This window comes from Paenibacillus sp. S28 (genome assembly GCF_016624415.1).
Taxonomy (GTDB): Bacteria; Bacillota; Bacilli; order Paenibacillales; family Paenibacillaceae; genus Paenibacillus_AQ; species Paenibacillus_AQ favisporus.
In genome coordinates, this window is the sequence record NZ_JACVTM010000005.1 from 258,477 (window position 1) to 274,323 (window position 15,847).

The following is a 15,847-nucleotide window of genomic DNA, read 5'->3' on the forward strand; positions in this document are numbered from 1 at the left end:
CAAGTGTTACGAAAAATGGTAAGCAGATACATGCTGACGAAGGCAGCTTACCCAGGGGGGCGATTATAATGAGCAGCAGTCCAATAAACCCGGCTGAGTGGATCGTGGAGGCCGATATCGCCGGCATGCAGGAAGCGATGAATACCGGCACCATCACCTCGGAAGAGCTGGTCCAGCTGTATTTGGAACGAATCCGGCAGTTTGACGGAAAACTGAAATCGATCATCGAAGTGAATCCCGAGGCGCTGGATATCGCGCGGGCGCTCGACGAAGAGCGGTACGAAATTGGCACCCGCGGGCCGCTGCACGGCATCCCGATTCTGTTGAAGGACAACATTGCTACGCGGGATGCGATGCATACCAGCGCAGGGGCGCTGGCGCTGGCGGATTCGGTAGCCGTGAAGGACTCCTTCGTGGCGGAAAAATTGCGGGCTGCCGGGGCGGTATTGCTCGGAAAAGCCAATATGACCGAGTGGGCCAACTTTATGTCCAGCACGATGTGGTCGGGATACAGCAGCCGTGCCGGGTTATGCCTGAACCCTTACGGGCCCGGCGAACTGTTTGTCGGCGGCTCGAGCTCCGGCTCGGCCAGCGCGGTTGCGGCGAATCTGGCCGCGGCCGCCATCGGCACGGAGACCTCCGGGTCGATCATCAGCCCGGCCAGCCAGAACAATATCGTCGGGATCAAACCGACGATCGGGTTAGTAAGCCGAGCCGGCATTATCCCGATATCGCATACGCAGGATACGGCAGGCCCCATGGCCCGAACGGTGGCCGACGCAGCGGTGCTGCTTGGCGCTTTGACCGGCGTAGACCCGGAGGACGAGGTGACACACGGCAGCAGTGGTCAATTTTATACGGACTATACGCCGTTTCTGGATGCCGAATTTCTCCCGCAGGCGAGAATCGGGATTCCGAGGTTTTACTATCAGGATCTGGACGAGGATCGGCTGAATATTATCGAAGCCGCGATCAGGGTGCTGAAGGAGAAGGGAGCCGAGATCATTGATCCCGTCGAATTATCCTGCGAGCAGGCGGAGTGGGATGGGCATGTGCTGACCTATGAATTTAAAAAAGGGGTCAATGACTACCTGTCCCGCTTGCCGGAAACCGTGCCGGTGCATTCTCTCGAAGAGGTGATCCGGTTCAATGAGGAGCATGCGGATACCTGCCTCCGCTACGGGCAGGATGTTCTGATCCACTCGGAGGCTACCAGCGGCACACTGACCGAAAAGGAGTATATCCACAGCCTGAAGCGCAGCATCAGTCAGGCAAGGCAGGGGCTGAACGGGGCTTTCGATGAGCATAAGCTGGATGCCCTCTTGTTTCTGGGGAATGAAGGGGGCGATGACCTGGCGGCACGGGCCGGTTTCCCGGTCATTACCGTGCCGGGCGGATTCGCCGAGCGCGGGGTCATTGCACCCGGGGGTTATACCACCAAAGGGCCTCAGGGGATTACTTTTATCGGCCGGGCGTTCAGCGAGCCGACGCTGATCAAGATCGCTCACGGCTATGAACAAGCCACCAGGCACCGTGTGCCTCCTGTTCTGGAGTAGGCAAGGGGATGGTGAAAACTTAAAGCTGGTTTTTCAAGTAACGCCGCGATGACCCGACCAGAAGGATGGAAACGAAAAGCATGATGAGACTTGCGGGCATAGGTTGGCCGTAAATCCAGCATTGGACGATCCGGGCGACGGCAGCCAGTCCAAGAACGAGTGACAACAGGATAAAAGGGTCCAGCCTCCGTTTTAGTCCCTTGCTGAAGAGGAGCTTGATACCCCCGATCACTAGAGCGGACCAAAACAACACCATCAAGACAGCCGCCAAACCGATCAAGGCGAAATTCACGCGGGCTTCCCCCTTTCCAGAAAAGTGATGTATGATAGCAGTATAGCTTGCGTCCCATAATATGTAAAATAACACTCGGAAAGGGGGCAGCTCATGCGTTCCCAGCTTGCTATTAAATATCCGCTGCGGGCAAAATTTTTAATCGGCATGGTTGTGATTCTAGCCATCACGATTCAAATGTTAATTGTTAATTCGTTGGATGACAATTTTAAAATAAGCATTTACGTCATGAATATATTGCTGCTTCTATATATTATTGGAGCTATCGCGGTTTCTCTCTTCCGCTCAGCAGGCAAACCCAAGTCACTGCTGCTCGAACCGGGAAAGCTTGTTCTGGAAGGCAAGGAAGTATCCGCTGCGGACATTCAGGGCGTGTGGATCAACGAGCGCTGGTATGGAATCAAGCTGAAGCAGCGGCGGATCGTGCCGATGAAGCTGTGCTTTGTCCTGCAGCCCCGTCAGCCCGCCGGCGAGCCAGAGCTTCTGCAATGGGCGGAGGAGCATGAAATCGCCGTGGAACAGAGATTTTTTATCCGGTGGATGTAGCCGGCTAGACCAGATTCAGCTTATCCAAATTGCTGCGGATGACGCCACAGGACGCGGCAAACAGCCCGCGCTCATCTTCATTCAGATTCAGCTCGATAATTTCTTGGATCCCGTCGCTGTGAATAATCGCCGGGACGCCGGTACACACGCCGTGTTCGCCGTATTCTCCCTCGAGGATGGCCGACACGGCGATTATTTTATGCTCATCGTTCAGCACCGAGCGGGTGATGTGGGCAATGGCACTACCGATGCCAAAATGCGTAGATCCTTTGCGGGTGTAGATCTCCCAGCCGGCGTCCTTCGTTTTTCGGGCGATGTCCGTCAGGTCCACGTGCTTAAAGCGCTCCTTGTGTTGTGAGAGAATGTCCAGAACCGGTTTGCCGCCAATCGTGACATGCGACCAGGCGACGAACTGGGACTCGCCGTGTTCACCCAGAGCATACCCGTGAACGCTACGGGGGTCGATCGAAAAAATGTCCGACAGCAGCGTTTTGAGGCGCGAAGAGTCGATGGACGTTCCGGTGCCGATGACCCGGTTCCGTGGAAAGCCCGACAACTGCTGGATCAGATAGGTGACGATATCGACCGGATTGGCCGCGGTGATGAATATGCCCTCGAAGCTGCTCTTCAAAATCGGCGTAACGATCTGTCGGGTGATAAGTACCGCCTCTTCAAGCACGTCCAGCCGGGTCTGGCCCGGCTTCGGATTAGCTCCTGCCGTCAATATTACGACGTCCATATCTGAACAGTCCGCGTATGTTCCAGCGTAAACCGAAGTGCGCGTATGCGTAAAATCAATGCAGTGCGACAAGTCGAGCGCCTGCGCCAGCGCGCGGTCATAAGTGCGGTCGACCATCATGATCTCGTCACAGATCGATTGGTTGATCATGGAATAGGCCGCAGTTGCACCGACCATGCCCGAGCCGACGATGGCGACCCTGCGCTTTCTTCTTTTCATTTCCGCCACCTCCTTCTCCGTGAGCTAGAATTCCTCAAATTACACTACGGGAGATTTCGGCCAGGGAACAATATGGAGCTCCCGCCCGCGCCTCCACCAGGCCAGCGCATCCAGGCGAACCCACTTTTTGCACACGGTTGTGCTGACCGAACTGCCCAGTATGGCGATCAGCTCATGCCCGTTGGCCCGCTTGAGGCCGGCATACACCGCAGAGCTGAGAATAATTTCGTAGACCACAAACGTAAACACATCGGATCGGGACACGACCCAAACCGTAAACTCGGAACGCCGCCTGGGGCGCCCTAGGTCCTTCTTCATTCCTTTCCTCCTGCCCTGTGCCCTGGGGTAATTTTGAAGCGGCACTTTGAATCGTGGAATCATATTATTTTATGGAAAATCGGGCTTGGGCTATTCGCTCCTCACGCGGAGTGGAAGGTTTCGGCAGCATGGCGCAATGCGAGAGGACCTCAAAAATGGGCGGAGGAGCAACCAGGCCTCAGCATATTGCGGATTACGGTTGGCAATAAATATAGTACATGGTAAACCGGGAGCGGCCTTACAGGTGTGGGGCTGCTCTTTTGGCATGATCAGGTGCGGAAGGGGGGGGATCCAAGTTGGGGTAACGAAAAAGCAACACCCGTTTTTATCGCGTACTCTCAAACAAGCCTTAGAGATGAAAAAGGTTGCGCTTCCTTGGAACCGGGCTTTGTGCGCCGGCTTGTGCATTGGCCTGCCATCCCTGATCGGTTTTTGGCTTGGCCAATTTTCGTACGGGATGCTGGCAGGAACAGGCGGATTCGCCTATTTGTACGTGGCGAGTGAGCCGTATGCGTTAAGGGCCAGAAAAATTCTGTTCGCCGCCCTGGGCCTGACGTTCTCTGTGGCAGCTGGAACGCTGCTGGCTCCCTCCCCGCTCCTTGCCGCCTTTGTTCTGGGCTGCATCGGGGCAGCGGCGTCCTACCTGTTCGGCGTGCTGAAGTTTAAAGGTCCGGGGGCGTTATTTTTCGTGCTCAGCTTCACGCTGGCCACGGGGATGCCGCCCGATCCTTCCCAGGCGTTCCTCCGCGGCGGCTTGGTGTTTCTAGGCGGAATGCTGGCCTGGTGCTTTGCCATGGCCGGCTGGCTGTTTCGGCCGCACGGTCCCGAAATCGGCGCCGTCCGCCAGCTGTATCTCGACCTGGGCTCCCTATTGGATGGTGCGGGCACCCGGGAATACAGCCGGGCCCGGCATCAGACGCTGCTGTCCATGTACAGCGCGGAAACCACGCTAGCGACAGGCGGGTTTGATCGGCGCAGCGACGCAACACCGCGCCGGTTGTCGCGGATGTACTCGCTTGCGCACCACATTTATCTGATTACGGACAAAATTCCGTTGGCCGTGGGGGAGAAGCTGCCGCCCGAGCTCAGCGCCGCGGTCAGAAGGGCAGGGGAAGCGTGCGGGCAGCCGGATGCATGGGTTCGAACGCCGCTGCCGGACGACCCGGATCCCCGCATCCGGGATCTGAGGGACCTTGTTGGGCAGCTGGATGCTATTTTTAGCGATGCGGAACCCGAGGGGGAGCAGGACCGCCGCAAGCTGACCCGCACGCCGGTGCGGAGCATCCTGGAGGGCAATTTGGATAAGGACTCGATCGTATTTCTGCAGGCAATCCGGTTCGGTGTCATTTTGATGGTGGCGGCCGCTATCGCGTATGCGTTTCAGCTGAACCGGTCCTACTGGGTGCCGCTCTCCTGTGCTTCGGTGATGCTCGGTGCCACCGTCATTGCCACCTTTCACCGGGCGATTCAGCGATCCCTCGGAACGATACTTGGCATCCTCATCGCGAGCGCGATATTGTGGACCCACCCGGAGGGATTTGTCGTATCCATTGCGATCATGCTGTTCACTTTTTTTACGGAGCTGCTCATCGTGCGTAACTACGCCCTGGCCATGCTGTTCATCACGCCCAACGCGCTGCTGATGGCGGAGACCAATACCCGGATACATAACTTCGGCTATTTTGCCGGCGCCAGGCTGACCGACGTGCTCGTCGGCAGCGTTATCGGCCTGATCGGCGTGCTGCTGGTCGGCAGCCGCTCGGCTTCCAGCCGGATTCCGTACCTTCTCGGCCGGACGATCCGCAGCCAGGCGCAGTTTCTGGCACTGCTGTTCATTCGGCAGCCTGCGAGTGCCGCAGCGAGGCTGAGCCTCATCCTTCAGCAGCGCTCCATGCGGCGGCACCTGTCCAATTTGAGGACGGTGTACCAGACCGCGCTCGGCGAGATTCCGCGCAGCGAGGAGGAGCTGGAGAAGCTGCTGCCCGTCATCTGGTCGCTGGATCAGTTCGGGTACGTGCTGAACTCCTACGCGCTGAGCGCCCTCCGGCCCGTCCTGCCTGACCCGGAGCTGGGAGCTGTGCTGCTCCATCTCGAGAAAATGGCCCAGTCCGCAGAGCAGCGGCGGGAGACGGAAGAGGGGCCAGAGGGAACCGACGGGCTGGAGCTGCCGCTGGTGCCGGATATCGGGCAGGAGCTCGCCGATCTCCGGCATGCGCTGAACGGTAGGTGAGCGGGCACCAATCCCAACAAAAAACAGCCCTCTTCCATGGCAAATGCCTTGGAAAGAGGGCTGTTTGGTTTAATGCGTCAAACGATGGTTTACAGATTAGTAAGCCAACGTGTAGAGAGCTTTGATGTGGGACAGGTAACGGATGTTACTTGCTTCCTTCATCAGGGATGCAGGCAGGCCTTTGAGGGATGTGTTGCTTTCGCCAATGGTAGCAACGGCATCTTTACGGCCAAGGCTTGCAAGCGTACCGGAGTTCACCGGAGCAAATGTTTCGAACGCATGGTTTTCGAGCAGGGCATACAGGTTGTAGCCGATCAGCTCGCCCATTTGCCAAGCGATTTGCGCGGTTGGCGGTTGTGGACGTCCGCTTGGATCAAATACAACGGCGCTGTCCCCAGCTACAAACACGTCCGGATGGGAAGTGGATTGCAGGAATTCGTTGACGGTAGCGCGTCCGCGGTTTACTTCGAGGCCGGATTCGCCTACGAGCGGGTTGCCTTGCACGCCGCCGGTCCATACGAAGGTGTTGGTTACGATCTTTTGACCGTCTTTCAGGTCAACCACGTTGCCTTCCACGTTTGTTACAGGCAATCCTGTCAGGAAGGTTACGCCGCGTTTTTCCAGACTGCTTTGCGCGCGCTCGATGAGCGGATCAGGCAGTACAGGCAGGATTTTAGGGCCGGCTTCAACCAGAAGCAGCTTCACTTCGGCTGGATTTACGCCGTATTTTTTAGCCAGACCAGGCATGATATCAGCGATTTCGCCGACAAGCTCAACGCCGGTCAAGCCGCCGCCGCCGATGAGGATCGTTGCGTCAGCTTCGTTTTTGGTTTTGGAGTATTCACGGATGCGGTCTTCGATGTGCTTATGAATGTTCAGCGCGTCTTCAGCAGACTTCAGCACGAAGCTGTACTGCTCGAGCCCTGGAATGCCGAAGTAAGCCGTTTTACTTCCGAGTGCGACAACCAAAGCGTCGTAAGACAGGCTGGAACCGTCGGAAAGTTTGATTTCTTTGCTGTCTACGGAGAAAGAGTTGACCGTTGCGATCTTCAGGTCGACTTCTTTGCCCTTGAACAGTTTTTCGAGCGGCATAGCGATGGCTTTCTCAGCAATGCTGCCTGCAGCCAGACGGTGCAGCTCGGTAATGATTTGGTGCGTAGGGTATTGGTTCACGACCGTAACCCGTGCTTGATCTTTGTTCATATATTTGCGTACGGTCAGAGCGGCAAGCAAGCCGCCGTAACCGGCACCCAAAATGACAATATGTTTTGACATGGTTTTTCCTCCGTCCTTACTGGTTAGATGTATAAAAGATTATTGTTGTTTTGCTTTTTCCGCAGAGATTTGAAGGTAAGCGTTCAGGAACCGGAAGATTTTTTGAGCTTGCGGATCCTTCAGCATTTTAAGCAGACCAAAAAGACCGATCACTTCGTTGCTGTCTTCAGCGCGGTCTTTCGCTTCGATGACAGTAGCGGCGATGTTCTTCACCGAATGCTTCACAGGCTCCACAATTTCGGTGATCGCGCCGACGGTGTCGCTCTTCAGCACTTTGTCGGTAGCAACGGTTTGAGCGAAGTCATAAGACTTTGTCAATAGATTCACAAGCTCAGTCAGCTTTGGAAGCTGGTCGACCAGAATCGTAAGGGATTCCTGCACCTCAGGTTTGAGCAGCTGGTCCAGCACGTCGTTTTGTTCCTTGCCGACAGACACGTTTTGTGTCTCTTGTTCAGAAATTGCTTCTGACATGTCCATTTCTCCTTTGCGTAAGCAGTTGTGCTTAAGTATTTTTATAATGAAAAGGAGCTCATAGACTCCCTTCGAAGGAGTATCTACAAGCCACAAGACCTTTTCCGTCCGAAAAGGCCTAGTCACTATCGTCCTCCTAATGTTAACATAAATGATCGTAAAAAGGACCACTTTACGAAAGAAATGTGAAAAAATATACATGGTATCGCCGCCATCGATTGGAAAAGAGCTTGCAGGCCGGGCGTCCAGCGCAGCGGACCCGCTTATTTCATTCGTTTTAAGCATTTTCCAAACGGCCCGGTGCTATGCATTGGCGGGTTTATTTTTTGAGGAAAGTCTTCTGATATCAAAAAAGCCAATCTCCTTATCTTAAGGAAATTGGCTTATCGTTTGCCCCGGGCAGGAAACCCTGCGTGGAAGACGTTAGTTGGCTTAGTATCGATCATGGGATCATTCCGCCGGATTTAAGGGATCTGATACCGAATCTACGGCAGCGGGCGCATACTTCCGGTACTGTCTCAGCATGAAAATCCGCCAGCGGAGGATCATGCCAAAGGCCAGAATGAAGAACAGGGCGCCGGTCTGCGGAATCGATACATATTCCTCAATCACCTGGTGCAGCAGCATGCGGACGGCCAGCAGGGCGAAGAGGATAATGATAAAGCTCTTGGAGCGCTGCGCAAAGACCTGTCCTCCGTTTACTTCAAATTTGGTGCTGCGTATCAGCGGATAGGAGAACAGGAACCAGCCGACTAAAAAGGCGATGAGCGCCCACCACAGCGGGATTCTCACGGCCGGGGCGACGAACATCAGGAAACCGGTCGCCATGCCCATCGGCGGAATTAGTATTTTCTTTATCGTAACGGGTCTGTGGCTCGCCTTGATACGGATGAATATGGTCATCAGGGCCAAAACCAACGTCCCCACGGTTGTTCCAATTTGCAAATACAAGGGACTGATATGAGGCACGTTCAAGGACTCCCCTCTTGTCAATATAATTAATCACATCTAATAGTATATCACACAAATAGAGAAGTAAACTTGAACGTCATATGACATCTTTACCAAGCCTTGAGGGCAAGCCTGCCGGGCGGTTATGCGCCGGATTCCAGTCCTTTCAGAAAGGCTCTCATGACAAAATGCAGGCTCTCGTCAAAATCCAGCTTCATCTGAAAGCCATTGTTCTGTTCCAGGGAGGCGAAGCCGTGCAGGAGGCTCCGCAGACCGCGGATCGTATGCAATGTGTTCTGTTCCCCGAGACCGTAGGGTTCGAGAACCCGGATAAAGATGCTCAACAGCTGCTCACCCAGCTTTGCGGTTTCCGGGGAATCCGACGCTTCGATTTTGTAAAAGGCTTCATAGAGGCCGGGGCGCTGACGGGCAAATGCCAAGTAGCTTGTGCTCAAGCTCAGGATCGCTTCCTCGCCCGATTTGCCGATGACCGCGTCGCGCATCAAATCGACGAGATGCTGCATGCAGTAAGCGGCAAGCGCGCTGCGCAGGTCCGGCAGTCCGTTCACGTGGTTATACAGGGAAGGGGAGCGGACGCCGAGCTTCTGGGCCAAAGCGGACAGCGTCAGGTTATCCAATCCGGCTTCATCGGCCAGTTCGGCCGCGGCAATCAGCAGGGTTTCGCGGTCAAGCCCCATGCGGCGCACCATTAGACCGCCCCCTTCTTCAAGGCCTCCTCGGCCCGGGAAATGGCGACAGCCATCTTATCGGTCGGCTGCGGAATCATTTTGCCGTGGCCGACCGCCAGCCAGGTCGGATTCAGACCGGCCAGCCGTTTGGCGCTGGCGATGGAAGTGGCCTTGCTCCAGGTGGCCATCGCCGGGAAAGGGAACAGCGGCTGCATATGGCCGGATACGGCCAGCGCCGCGCGGGTCTGGAAGGCGTCGCCCGCGATGAGTACGCCGCTGCGCGTGTCGTAGAACGCCATATGTCCCGGCGTGTGTCCGGGGGAGGCGACGGCCAGCAGCGACCCGATGCGGTCTCCGTCTTCCAGCAGCACGTCAGGCTTCGTGGTGACCTTGCCCGGGGCGGGGATGTCTCCGCGGATCGGCTCCTGCGGCTCGCCGGGCTCGAGCTCCTTGCTGCCCGTAAGGAGGCGGCTGTCGCGGCGGGAAATATAAGTCGTCACTTGAGGAAGAGCCGCCTTCAGCAGGTCGAATGCCCCGATATGGTCGCCATGTGCATGAGTAAGAACGATTCTTACGATCGGTTTGCCTAGGCGGGCGGCGGCTTGCTGGATGCCTTTTATACTAAAAGGCATGCCGGCATCGATTAGGGTCAACCCGTCTTCTTCTTCAATCAGATACACATTAACGGGAAACAAGCGGGGCATAAAAGCAACCTGGGTTACTTGCTGAACGGTCGTCATTTTCATGGATAACTCCTCCTCAAGACTAATCATATTAGTATAATAACTAATGATATTAGTTTTGGCAATACCCCATTTAAAAATAATTGGCGGAGATGTGTAAAAAAAATTGGTAAATATGTGATGGAAAACATGTAATGAGAAACATGTACTGAGAAACATGTGAAATCTAGGACATGAGGATATAAGGGTGTGGGGATAAAAGGACATGAAGGTAATATAAGAACATGAGGTACAAGAGATATACGATAAACAGCCCGCATGAGATAAAATGAAATTAAAGGATAAAAAAGCGTTTTCAATCAGGAAGATTTATACTATAATACCTATTGTAAACCCTTTCATATGTCTAATCTGATTTGGAGCTCCTTCGCTGAAGGGCTCATTTTTTTGTGATTTTGGGGATTTTGACTCCGAAAATCCCTCTCGAGTCCGCCGCTGTGATGTTCAGTGTGGCGGACTTTTTTGCGCCTGATCGGGTAGTCGGGGAGAGTTGGGACAATCCGCTTTGGCATCTGTTCGACCGATTAACAGATGTTTTTTCCAGAAAGTGAGAGCATTCGTCCTCATATGCCGTCTATAGATTCAGATGGCTATTAAAGCAGGGAGGATCGTCATGATAGACCCGAAACGGGAAAGCATGCTGATCGAGCAGGTGTTGGCTGGGCGCAAGGAAGTCTTTGCCGAGCTGGTCGATGCGCATAAAAACAAAATCTACGGTCTGCTCCGGAGTATGGGGGCGGGTCATCAGGATGCCCAGGATTATACGCAGGAGGCTTTTGTCAAAGCGTATCGCAAGCTGGCCAGTTACCGCCTGGAATCGAGCTTTGCGTCTTGGCTGTATACGATCGCGGTGAATGTGCTGCGGGATGCGGGAAGGCGGAAGTCGTTTCCGCAGGCCCCGGAGGAAGAAGCCTACCAAGCGGTACGGGATGAGAACACGCCCGAGAGGGCTCTCCTTCGGAAGGAAGCTCGGCAGGAGGCTTTGCAGTTAGTTCGGGAACTGCCTGAACAATACCGTCTGGTGTTTTTGCTGCGGTACACAAATGAGCTGAGCTATGACGAAATCGGCAGTGTCACGGGTCTGACGGTGGATCAGGTTCGCAACCGGCTGCACCGGGCCAGAAAGCAGCTGCAAAAAAAGCTGAAAGGAAAGGAGGGGATCAGCCGTGAAATGCTTGAATCGTGCTCAGATGGAAGAGTTCATTCTTGAAGAAGCGTCTGCTGGGGCTGGCTTAAATATCCATGTGCAGAACTGCTCTCGCTGTCAGGCATTGATGGCAGAAGTCCGACAGGAGCAGGAGGCCTGGAGCCAAGCGCTGTACCCGGAGCAGTTGACGGATGATTTCACCCGGCAGGTGATGGCTTCCCTGGCTGATGTCCCGATTGAGCCTGCAGCTGAGGAAAACGAGCCGGACACGATTTTGTTGAGAAAAAAGAGACGTTCTCCGTTCATTCGTAGGGCCGCTCTGGCCGCAGCCTGCTTACTGATCGTCGCCGCCGCACTAACGGTTTACGCCCAGCCTTCGATAGCGGATTGGGTGAGGTCGATATTTGCGAGGGATAATACGGATATTGGGCTGTTGGATTCTCAAACACTCGGACTTGTCCAAAATCCGCATATCAAAGTAAAGGACAAAGGATATACATTAGAAATTAATGAAGTTGTTGTGGATGCGGCCCGGATTATGATGGGAGTCAAAATTACCGACCCGAATGGGAAGCCAGTGGTAAACAAGGTAGACTGGAGCCAAGTTACAGTTAAGGATACCGAGGGCAAAGAAGTGGCAAAGCTTTATTCTTTAGGGGGATCCGCCGTAATTGAAAATGTATCTTCACTTTTCCCGGACGGAGTTAAATCCGATACGCTCACCGTGGAAGGGAAGATCACCCAAATTGGGCGGAAGCTGTTCTCCCATAAGGTCGTTAAGGGGAATTGGAATTTCAAATTTTCCCTGGATATGAAAAAAGCGAATGAACTGACCAAAGTAACGCTATTGGATCAGCAGTATACTACACCAGATGGATTACACGTTAAGATGGAACGGCTGGTTCGAACGCCAAGTGCTGTACGGCTGGAGCTATCTACTTCATTAGATGGAAAGCTGGCTAAGCTGGTCCCGGAATCAGGTTTGGAGAATATGCTGCTCATGTACCATTTTGAGGACGAGAATGGAACTGACTTTTCAAGCGTCAATAACCATAGAAGTCCGCATATGGAAACGTTGATTGCCCAACAGCCTCAGTTGGATGGAGATACGCTTCACTGGTACTACACGTTCAAGTATCTTCCCTATGACCGCGAGAAGGTAAGGTTTGTTTTGGACGGGTACTCCATTCCTGTGATAAGTGACGATTCGGTGCAATTTCATCCTCTTGAATTGTCTTTGAAGCCTGTAGAGTTTCAAGGGCAGGGGGATTCATTAACGATCAGCAGCATGAAGATTGGCCAGGATCCGAATTCGCTTGAGAGAGAAATGGTTGGTTTGCTTCAGGTGGAAGGAAAATTCAGAAATATGTTTTCCCATGACGAATGGGTGATGAGAGACGAAAAATCAGGTAGGGAATTTCCCGCAAGCTTTAGGGGCTCTTATGGAGGATTGACCGAGTTTCAGGACGTTAATGGCGACCCCGGCTTCATCGTCGAAGGCTTAACAACCCTTCCTGAAAAAGCGACCCTCATCCGCAAGGTCACCGACAAGTGGTACACCAACGTCGATTGGTTCTTCGACCTGCCGAAGGGCGAGCCCATCAAGGGACTGGAAAACGTGAATCCGGAGGATTATTGGGAAGCTCCATGACGATCTCCCAGCCCACCCCATAACCGAATCGTTGTATAAAAAAGCCCCTACCGGCCTCTGATGGCCGATAGGGGCTTTGATGTCGATAAGACCGATCACTTATTCGTTCATCCCGCCGCACAACATTACATAATCAAAGGTGACACGCAGGGGGCCTTGCCCGGCAGCCTTCCGAATGGCCTCTTTCGGTACGCCCCAAGAGAGCGGGGTCATGCGCAAAAGATGCTCCAAAGCTTCCCCGGCGACGAGCATGCCGTATTCCACATGCTGAACATCAACACTGGCAAAATTCCTGCCGAACAATTCGGCGGTACGCCCGGTAGCAGGAACGAGCCGTCGGGTGGTGCTGTCGGCAGCAGGAGACGGGCGGTCGATTGTGCATCCGTCGGTAAACCCCTCGGCCGGAGACGGCCGGTTTGCAGCCTCACCTTGGAACAAGGCGCGGATTTCCTGCAGATATCGGCTCCCCGGGATGACTTTGATTACCAGGCCATCATCCTGGAGTAGGCGCTGGAACTCCTGGTAGTTCGCCGGAGACAAGATGTTCAGGATGACGTCGAACTGCCGGTCGGCAAACGGGCTGCCAGCCAGATCGGCCGCACACCAGATGGCGGGGACGCCCGACTTGGCGGCCAGGCGAATCCCTTCTTTGGCGATATCCACGCCCACGCCCAGGATGTCTGGAGCATCCGGCTTCTGCAGGGCAGACAGAATCGCCGCCAAATGGGAGCCCTCGCCGCATCCCGCATCCAAAATGCGTAATTCCCTCGATCGAGAAGGCGCCGTATCCTCAATTTTGTTGCGAATCGCATCGATCAGCGGGTCAAACAAGCCGTGGCGGCTGGTTTCCCGCCGTGAAGTAAACAGGTCTTTGTTGTATTTGGACCGCACAGCGTGCGGAATCAAGTTGATGTAACCTTCCTTGGACAAGTCAAAACAATGCCGACTGCCGCAAATCATGCTGCGAGATCCGTCCATTTGCAATGGGCGGGAGCAGATTGGGCAGCGAAACAGGTGCTCATGCCGGGATATCAGTCCGGAGAGCACGGTTAATTTAGCGTTGTGCACCAAAAACACCCCATTCATTCGTTTTCCGTTTGAATGAAAAAGGCACAGACAAATAAACCCTCGTCAGTATTTTTTAAAAAACGGGGCTTTTGTTATCTGTACCTTACATTAACGGTAACGAATAAACTGAATGATCATGGTTTACACAACCTCTTTTACGCAGGATTTAGGGAGCCTGCAGCCTTAGATCTAAAGGACAGGATCCCGCTTTAGTATAACAAACTTTTCAAAGCCGGGAAAACGATCGCTGGATCTGTCAGGAGAGGAGGTTTAATCCAAGGGGATTTAAGTCAAACTAAGCATACTGGTCCGGAGGAAAAACAGCTCCGGCAGTCTCGTTAACGTCCTTTATTTATTTTTCAACGGAAAACGTTCCAAACCCTGGCAATCCGGTTGACACAAGCAACTGTAAACCATATAATTACAGTAATAAGGGGGAGCGAAAATGAATAGTGAGTTCAACATTGCCGTCCATTGTTTAACCCTTCTTAGCTTGAAAGAAGAACGAATGGCTAACAGTGAAGAGATTGCCAAGAGTGTCTGCACGCATCCGGCACGGATTCGGAAGGTGCTTGGATTGCTGCGCAAACAGGGGTATGTAACGACCAAGGAAGGTGTCGGCGGGGGCTATTTGCTGAATCCGGGCACCGAGAAGGTCACATTGGGTGATTTGTACCGTCTGCTTGCAAGAGGATCCTTGAAGCCGAGCTGGTGTTCAGGCGGAGAGGAGCTGCCTTGTGAAGTGGCTTCCAATATCGAGGGAATTATGGATCAGATATACAGCGGTGGTGAAGCCGCGCTGGAGCGGTATCTGGATGGCATTACGCTGACGGATGTCATTAAGCAGATCGAGGAAGCGGGCAGCGCGGCAAACCCCACGTGATGAACAGAATGGAACGACATGAAGTCCGGCGTAAGCCGGGCTTTTTTGTGCTGTTACTGGAGTGCGGCACGAACTTTCGGGTTCGTATATCACTTTAAAGTGCCTTCTTCCCGAAAATCGCTAAACATTGGATAATGCGTTTATCCGATTTAGGGAGGGGAGTTATCATGAACGATTTTGTTAAGGTAGAGGTGCTGCATACAGGCCGATTGAAATATGACCGCTCGCTCGCATTTAAAGAACTGGACAGTATCCCTCCGGTGAATCAGCGGGGCGAATCCTTCCAGTCCGAGGTTCCGCTGTCCAGCTATTTGATTGAGCACCCCAGTGGACGGCGCGTTGTAGTCGATGCCGGATGGCATGAGGATATACGAACCCGGCCGGAGCAGCACCTGGGCAGCGATTTATGGCAGTTCATCGAATACGATTTGCCTGCCGGCAGCTCTGTCAGAGAACAGCTGCAGGCGCGCGGGCTTACCCCGAAAGATATTGACCTTGTTGTCATCAGCCATCTGGATGTCGATCATATCAGCGGCCTTGGGCTGCTGAAGGGTGCGGGGCGTTTTCTCGTCAGCCAGCCGGAATGGGAGTTTGCGGCCGTGAGCCAGGAGGCATGGCATCGGGAAGTGCCCTTAACGCCGTTTGCTCTCGAGCCGATTCCCTACGGCCCGTATCAATCGGGTCTGGATGTATTCGGCGACGGCTTGCTGTATCTGGTTCATACCCCGGGACATACGCCAGGACATTTGTCTATTTTGGCCAAAGTAGAGAATGGATGGCTGCTCCTGGCTTCCGATGCTGGGTATGCGGAGAGATCCTGGCAGGAGATGATTCTGCCGGGGATTACATCGGATCCGGATCAGGCGATGAAATCGCTGCAGTGGGTGCGGGATTTCGCCGGGAGAGAGGACTGCGTTGCGGCGCTGGCCCATCATGAGGCGAAGCCGATTCCTATGCGGTTTTAAATGCGGGAAACAGATTTGATGCAGGAGAACGGTATCCCTTTTCTTGGAAAACGGCAGCGGGTGCGTTATATTGGACATAAAACGCATTCGAAAAACATTCCAAA

The 15,847-nt window shown here is 53.9% G+C and carries 16 protein-coding genes; 7 read left to right on the forward strand and 9 right to left on the reverse strand.

All coding sequences use genetic code 11. From position 1 onward, the window contains the following. Positions 1 to 68 precede the first annotated feature (68 nt). The gene (locus tag IAE55_RS14810; RefSeq protein ID WP_145161415.1) at positions 69 to 1,556 is read left to right on the forward strand and encodes an amidase family protein; all 1,488 of its coding nucleotides are present in this window, start codon (positions 69 to 71) and stop codon (positions 1,554 to 1,556) included. 19 nt (positions 1,557 to 1,575) lie between these two features. On the opposite strand, the gene IAE55_RS14815 is transcribed toward IAE55_RS14810, so the two are convergent. Beyond that, entirely contained in the window at positions 1,576 to 1,848 is a 273-nt protein-coding gene (locus IAE55_RS14815; protein ID WP_145161412.1) for a hypothetical protein, read from the reverse strand. Between the two features lie 93 nt (positions 1,849 to 1,941). On the opposite strand from IAE55_RS14815, the gene IAE55_RS14820 reads away from it, so the two are divergent. Beyond that, positions 1,942 to 2,394 (forward strand): hypothetical protein, encoded by a 453-nt coding sequence (locus IAE55_RS14820; RefSeq protein ID WP_145161409.1) that lies wholly within the window; start codon positions 1,942 to 1,944, stop codon positions 2,392 to 2,394. Between the two features lie 4 nt (positions 2,395 to 2,398). On the opposite strand, the gene IAE55_RS14825 is transcribed toward IAE55_RS14820, so the two are convergent. Together IAE55_RS14825 and IAE55_RS14830 are read right to left on the reverse strand one after the other, a co-directional pair. After that, positions 2,399 to 3,352 carry an L-lactate dehydrogenase gene (locus IAE55_RS14825; protein ID WP_145161407.1) on the reverse strand — a complete coding sequence of 318 codons (954 nt, stop codon included), beginning with the start codon at positions 3,350 to 3,352 and terminating at the stop codon, positions 2,399 to 2,401. A 39-nt stretch (positions 3,353 to 3,391) separates the two neighbouring features. Beyond that, positions 3,392 to 3,670 carry a hypothetical protein gene (locus IAE55_RS14830; RefSeq protein ID WP_145161404.1) on the reverse strand — a complete coding sequence of 93 codons (279 nt, stop codon included), beginning with the start codon at positions 3,668 to 3,670 and terminating at the stop codon, positions 3,392 to 3,394. A gap of 355 nt (positions 3,671 to 4,025) precedes the next feature. Between IAE55_RS14830 and IAE55_RS14835 the strand changes: the two genes are divergently transcribed. After that, positions 4,026 to 5,900, forward strand: coding sequence for an FUSC family protein (locus tag IAE55_RS14835; RefSeq protein ID WP_200633132.1), 1,875 nt, complete (start codon positions 4,026 to 4,028; stop codon positions 5,898 to 5,900). A 96-nt stretch (positions 5,901 to 5,996) separates the two neighbouring features. Here the strand turns inward: IAE55_RS14835 and IAE55_RS14840 are convergent, their stop codons facing one another. From IAE55_RS14840 to IAE55_RS14860, 5 genes are all read right to left on the reverse strand, one after another. Further along, positions 5,997 to 7,175 carry an NAD(P)/FAD-dependent oxidoreductase gene (locus IAE55_RS14840; RefSeq protein WP_145161399.1) on the reverse strand — a complete coding sequence of 393 codons (1,179 nt, stop codon included), beginning with the start codon at positions 7,173 to 7,175 and terminating at the stop codon, positions 5,997 to 5,999. 39 nt (positions 7,176 to 7,214) lie between these two features. Then, positions 7,215 to 7,646, reverse strand: coding sequence for a DUF1641 domain-containing protein (locus IAE55_RS14845; RefSeq protein ID WP_076172788.1), 432 nt, complete (start codon positions 7,644 to 7,646; stop codon positions 7,215 to 7,217). A 450-nt stretch (positions 7,647 to 8,096) separates the two neighbouring features. Further along, positions 8,097 to 8,615, reverse strand: a complete 519-nt coding sequence (locus IAE55_RS14850; protein ID WP_145162112.1) for a CcdC family protein — start codon at positions 8,613 to 8,615, stop codon at positions 8,097 to 8,099. A 125-nt stretch (positions 8,616 to 8,740) separates the two neighbouring features. Next, positions 8,741 to 9,307 (reverse strand): TetR/AcrR family transcriptional regulator, encoded by a 567-nt coding sequence (locus tag IAE55_RS14855; protein ID WP_105445721.1) that lies wholly within the window; start codon positions 9,305 to 9,307, stop codon positions 8,741 to 8,743. Next, a complete protein-coding gene (locus IAE55_RS14860; RefSeq protein ID WP_145161396.1) occupies positions 9,307 to 10,032 on the reverse strand; it encodes an MBL fold metallo-hydrolase in 726 nt (241 codons plus the stop codon). The genes IAE55_RS14855 and IAE55_RS14860 overlap by 1 nt, the downstream gene beginning before the upstream one ends. Positions 10,033 to 10,642: 610 nt before the next feature. Between IAE55_RS14860 and IAE55_RS14865 the strand changes: the two genes are divergently transcribed. Then, positions 10,643 to 11,239: an RNA polymerase sigma factor gene (locus IAE55_RS14865; protein WP_105445719.1), complete on the forward strand. Its 597-nt coding sequence runs from the start codon at positions 10,643 to 10,645 to the stop codon at positions 11,237 to 11,239. Next, on the forward strand, positions 11,196 to 12,827 hold the full coding sequence (locus IAE55_RS14870) for a DUF4179 domain-containing protein (RefSeq protein ID WP_200633133.1): 1,632 nt from the start codon (positions 11,196 to 11,198) through the stop codon (positions 12,825 to 12,827). The genes IAE55_RS14865 and IAE55_RS14870 overlap by 44 nt, the downstream gene beginning before the upstream one ends. Before the next feature lie 99 nt (positions 12,828 to 12,926). On the opposite strand, the gene IAE55_RS14875 is transcribed toward IAE55_RS14870, so the two are convergent. Further along, complete coding sequence (locus IAE55_RS14875; protein ID WP_186382015.1) at positions 12,927 to 13,895, reverse strand: putative RNA methyltransferase; 969 nt, start codon at positions 13,893 to 13,895, stop codon at positions 12,927 to 12,929. A 445-nt stretch (positions 13,896 to 14,340) separates the two neighbouring features. On the opposite strand from IAE55_RS14875, the gene IAE55_RS14880 reads away from it, so the two are divergent. Continuing rightward, the gene (locus tag IAE55_RS14880) at positions 14,341 to 14,778 is read left to right on the forward strand and encodes an RrF2 family transcriptional regulator (RefSeq protein ID WP_076172795.1); all 438 of its coding nucleotides are present in this window, start codon (positions 14,341 to 14,343) and stop codon (positions 14,776 to 14,778) included. A gap of 167 nt (positions 14,779 to 14,945) precedes the next feature. After that, positions 14,946 to 15,743 (forward strand): N-acyl homoserine lactonase family protein, encoded by a 798-nt coding sequence (locus tag IAE55_RS14885; RefSeq protein WP_186382014.1) that lies wholly within the window; start codon positions 14,946 to 14,948, stop codon positions 15,741 to 15,743. Positions 15,744 to 15,847: the final 104 nt, after the last annotated feature.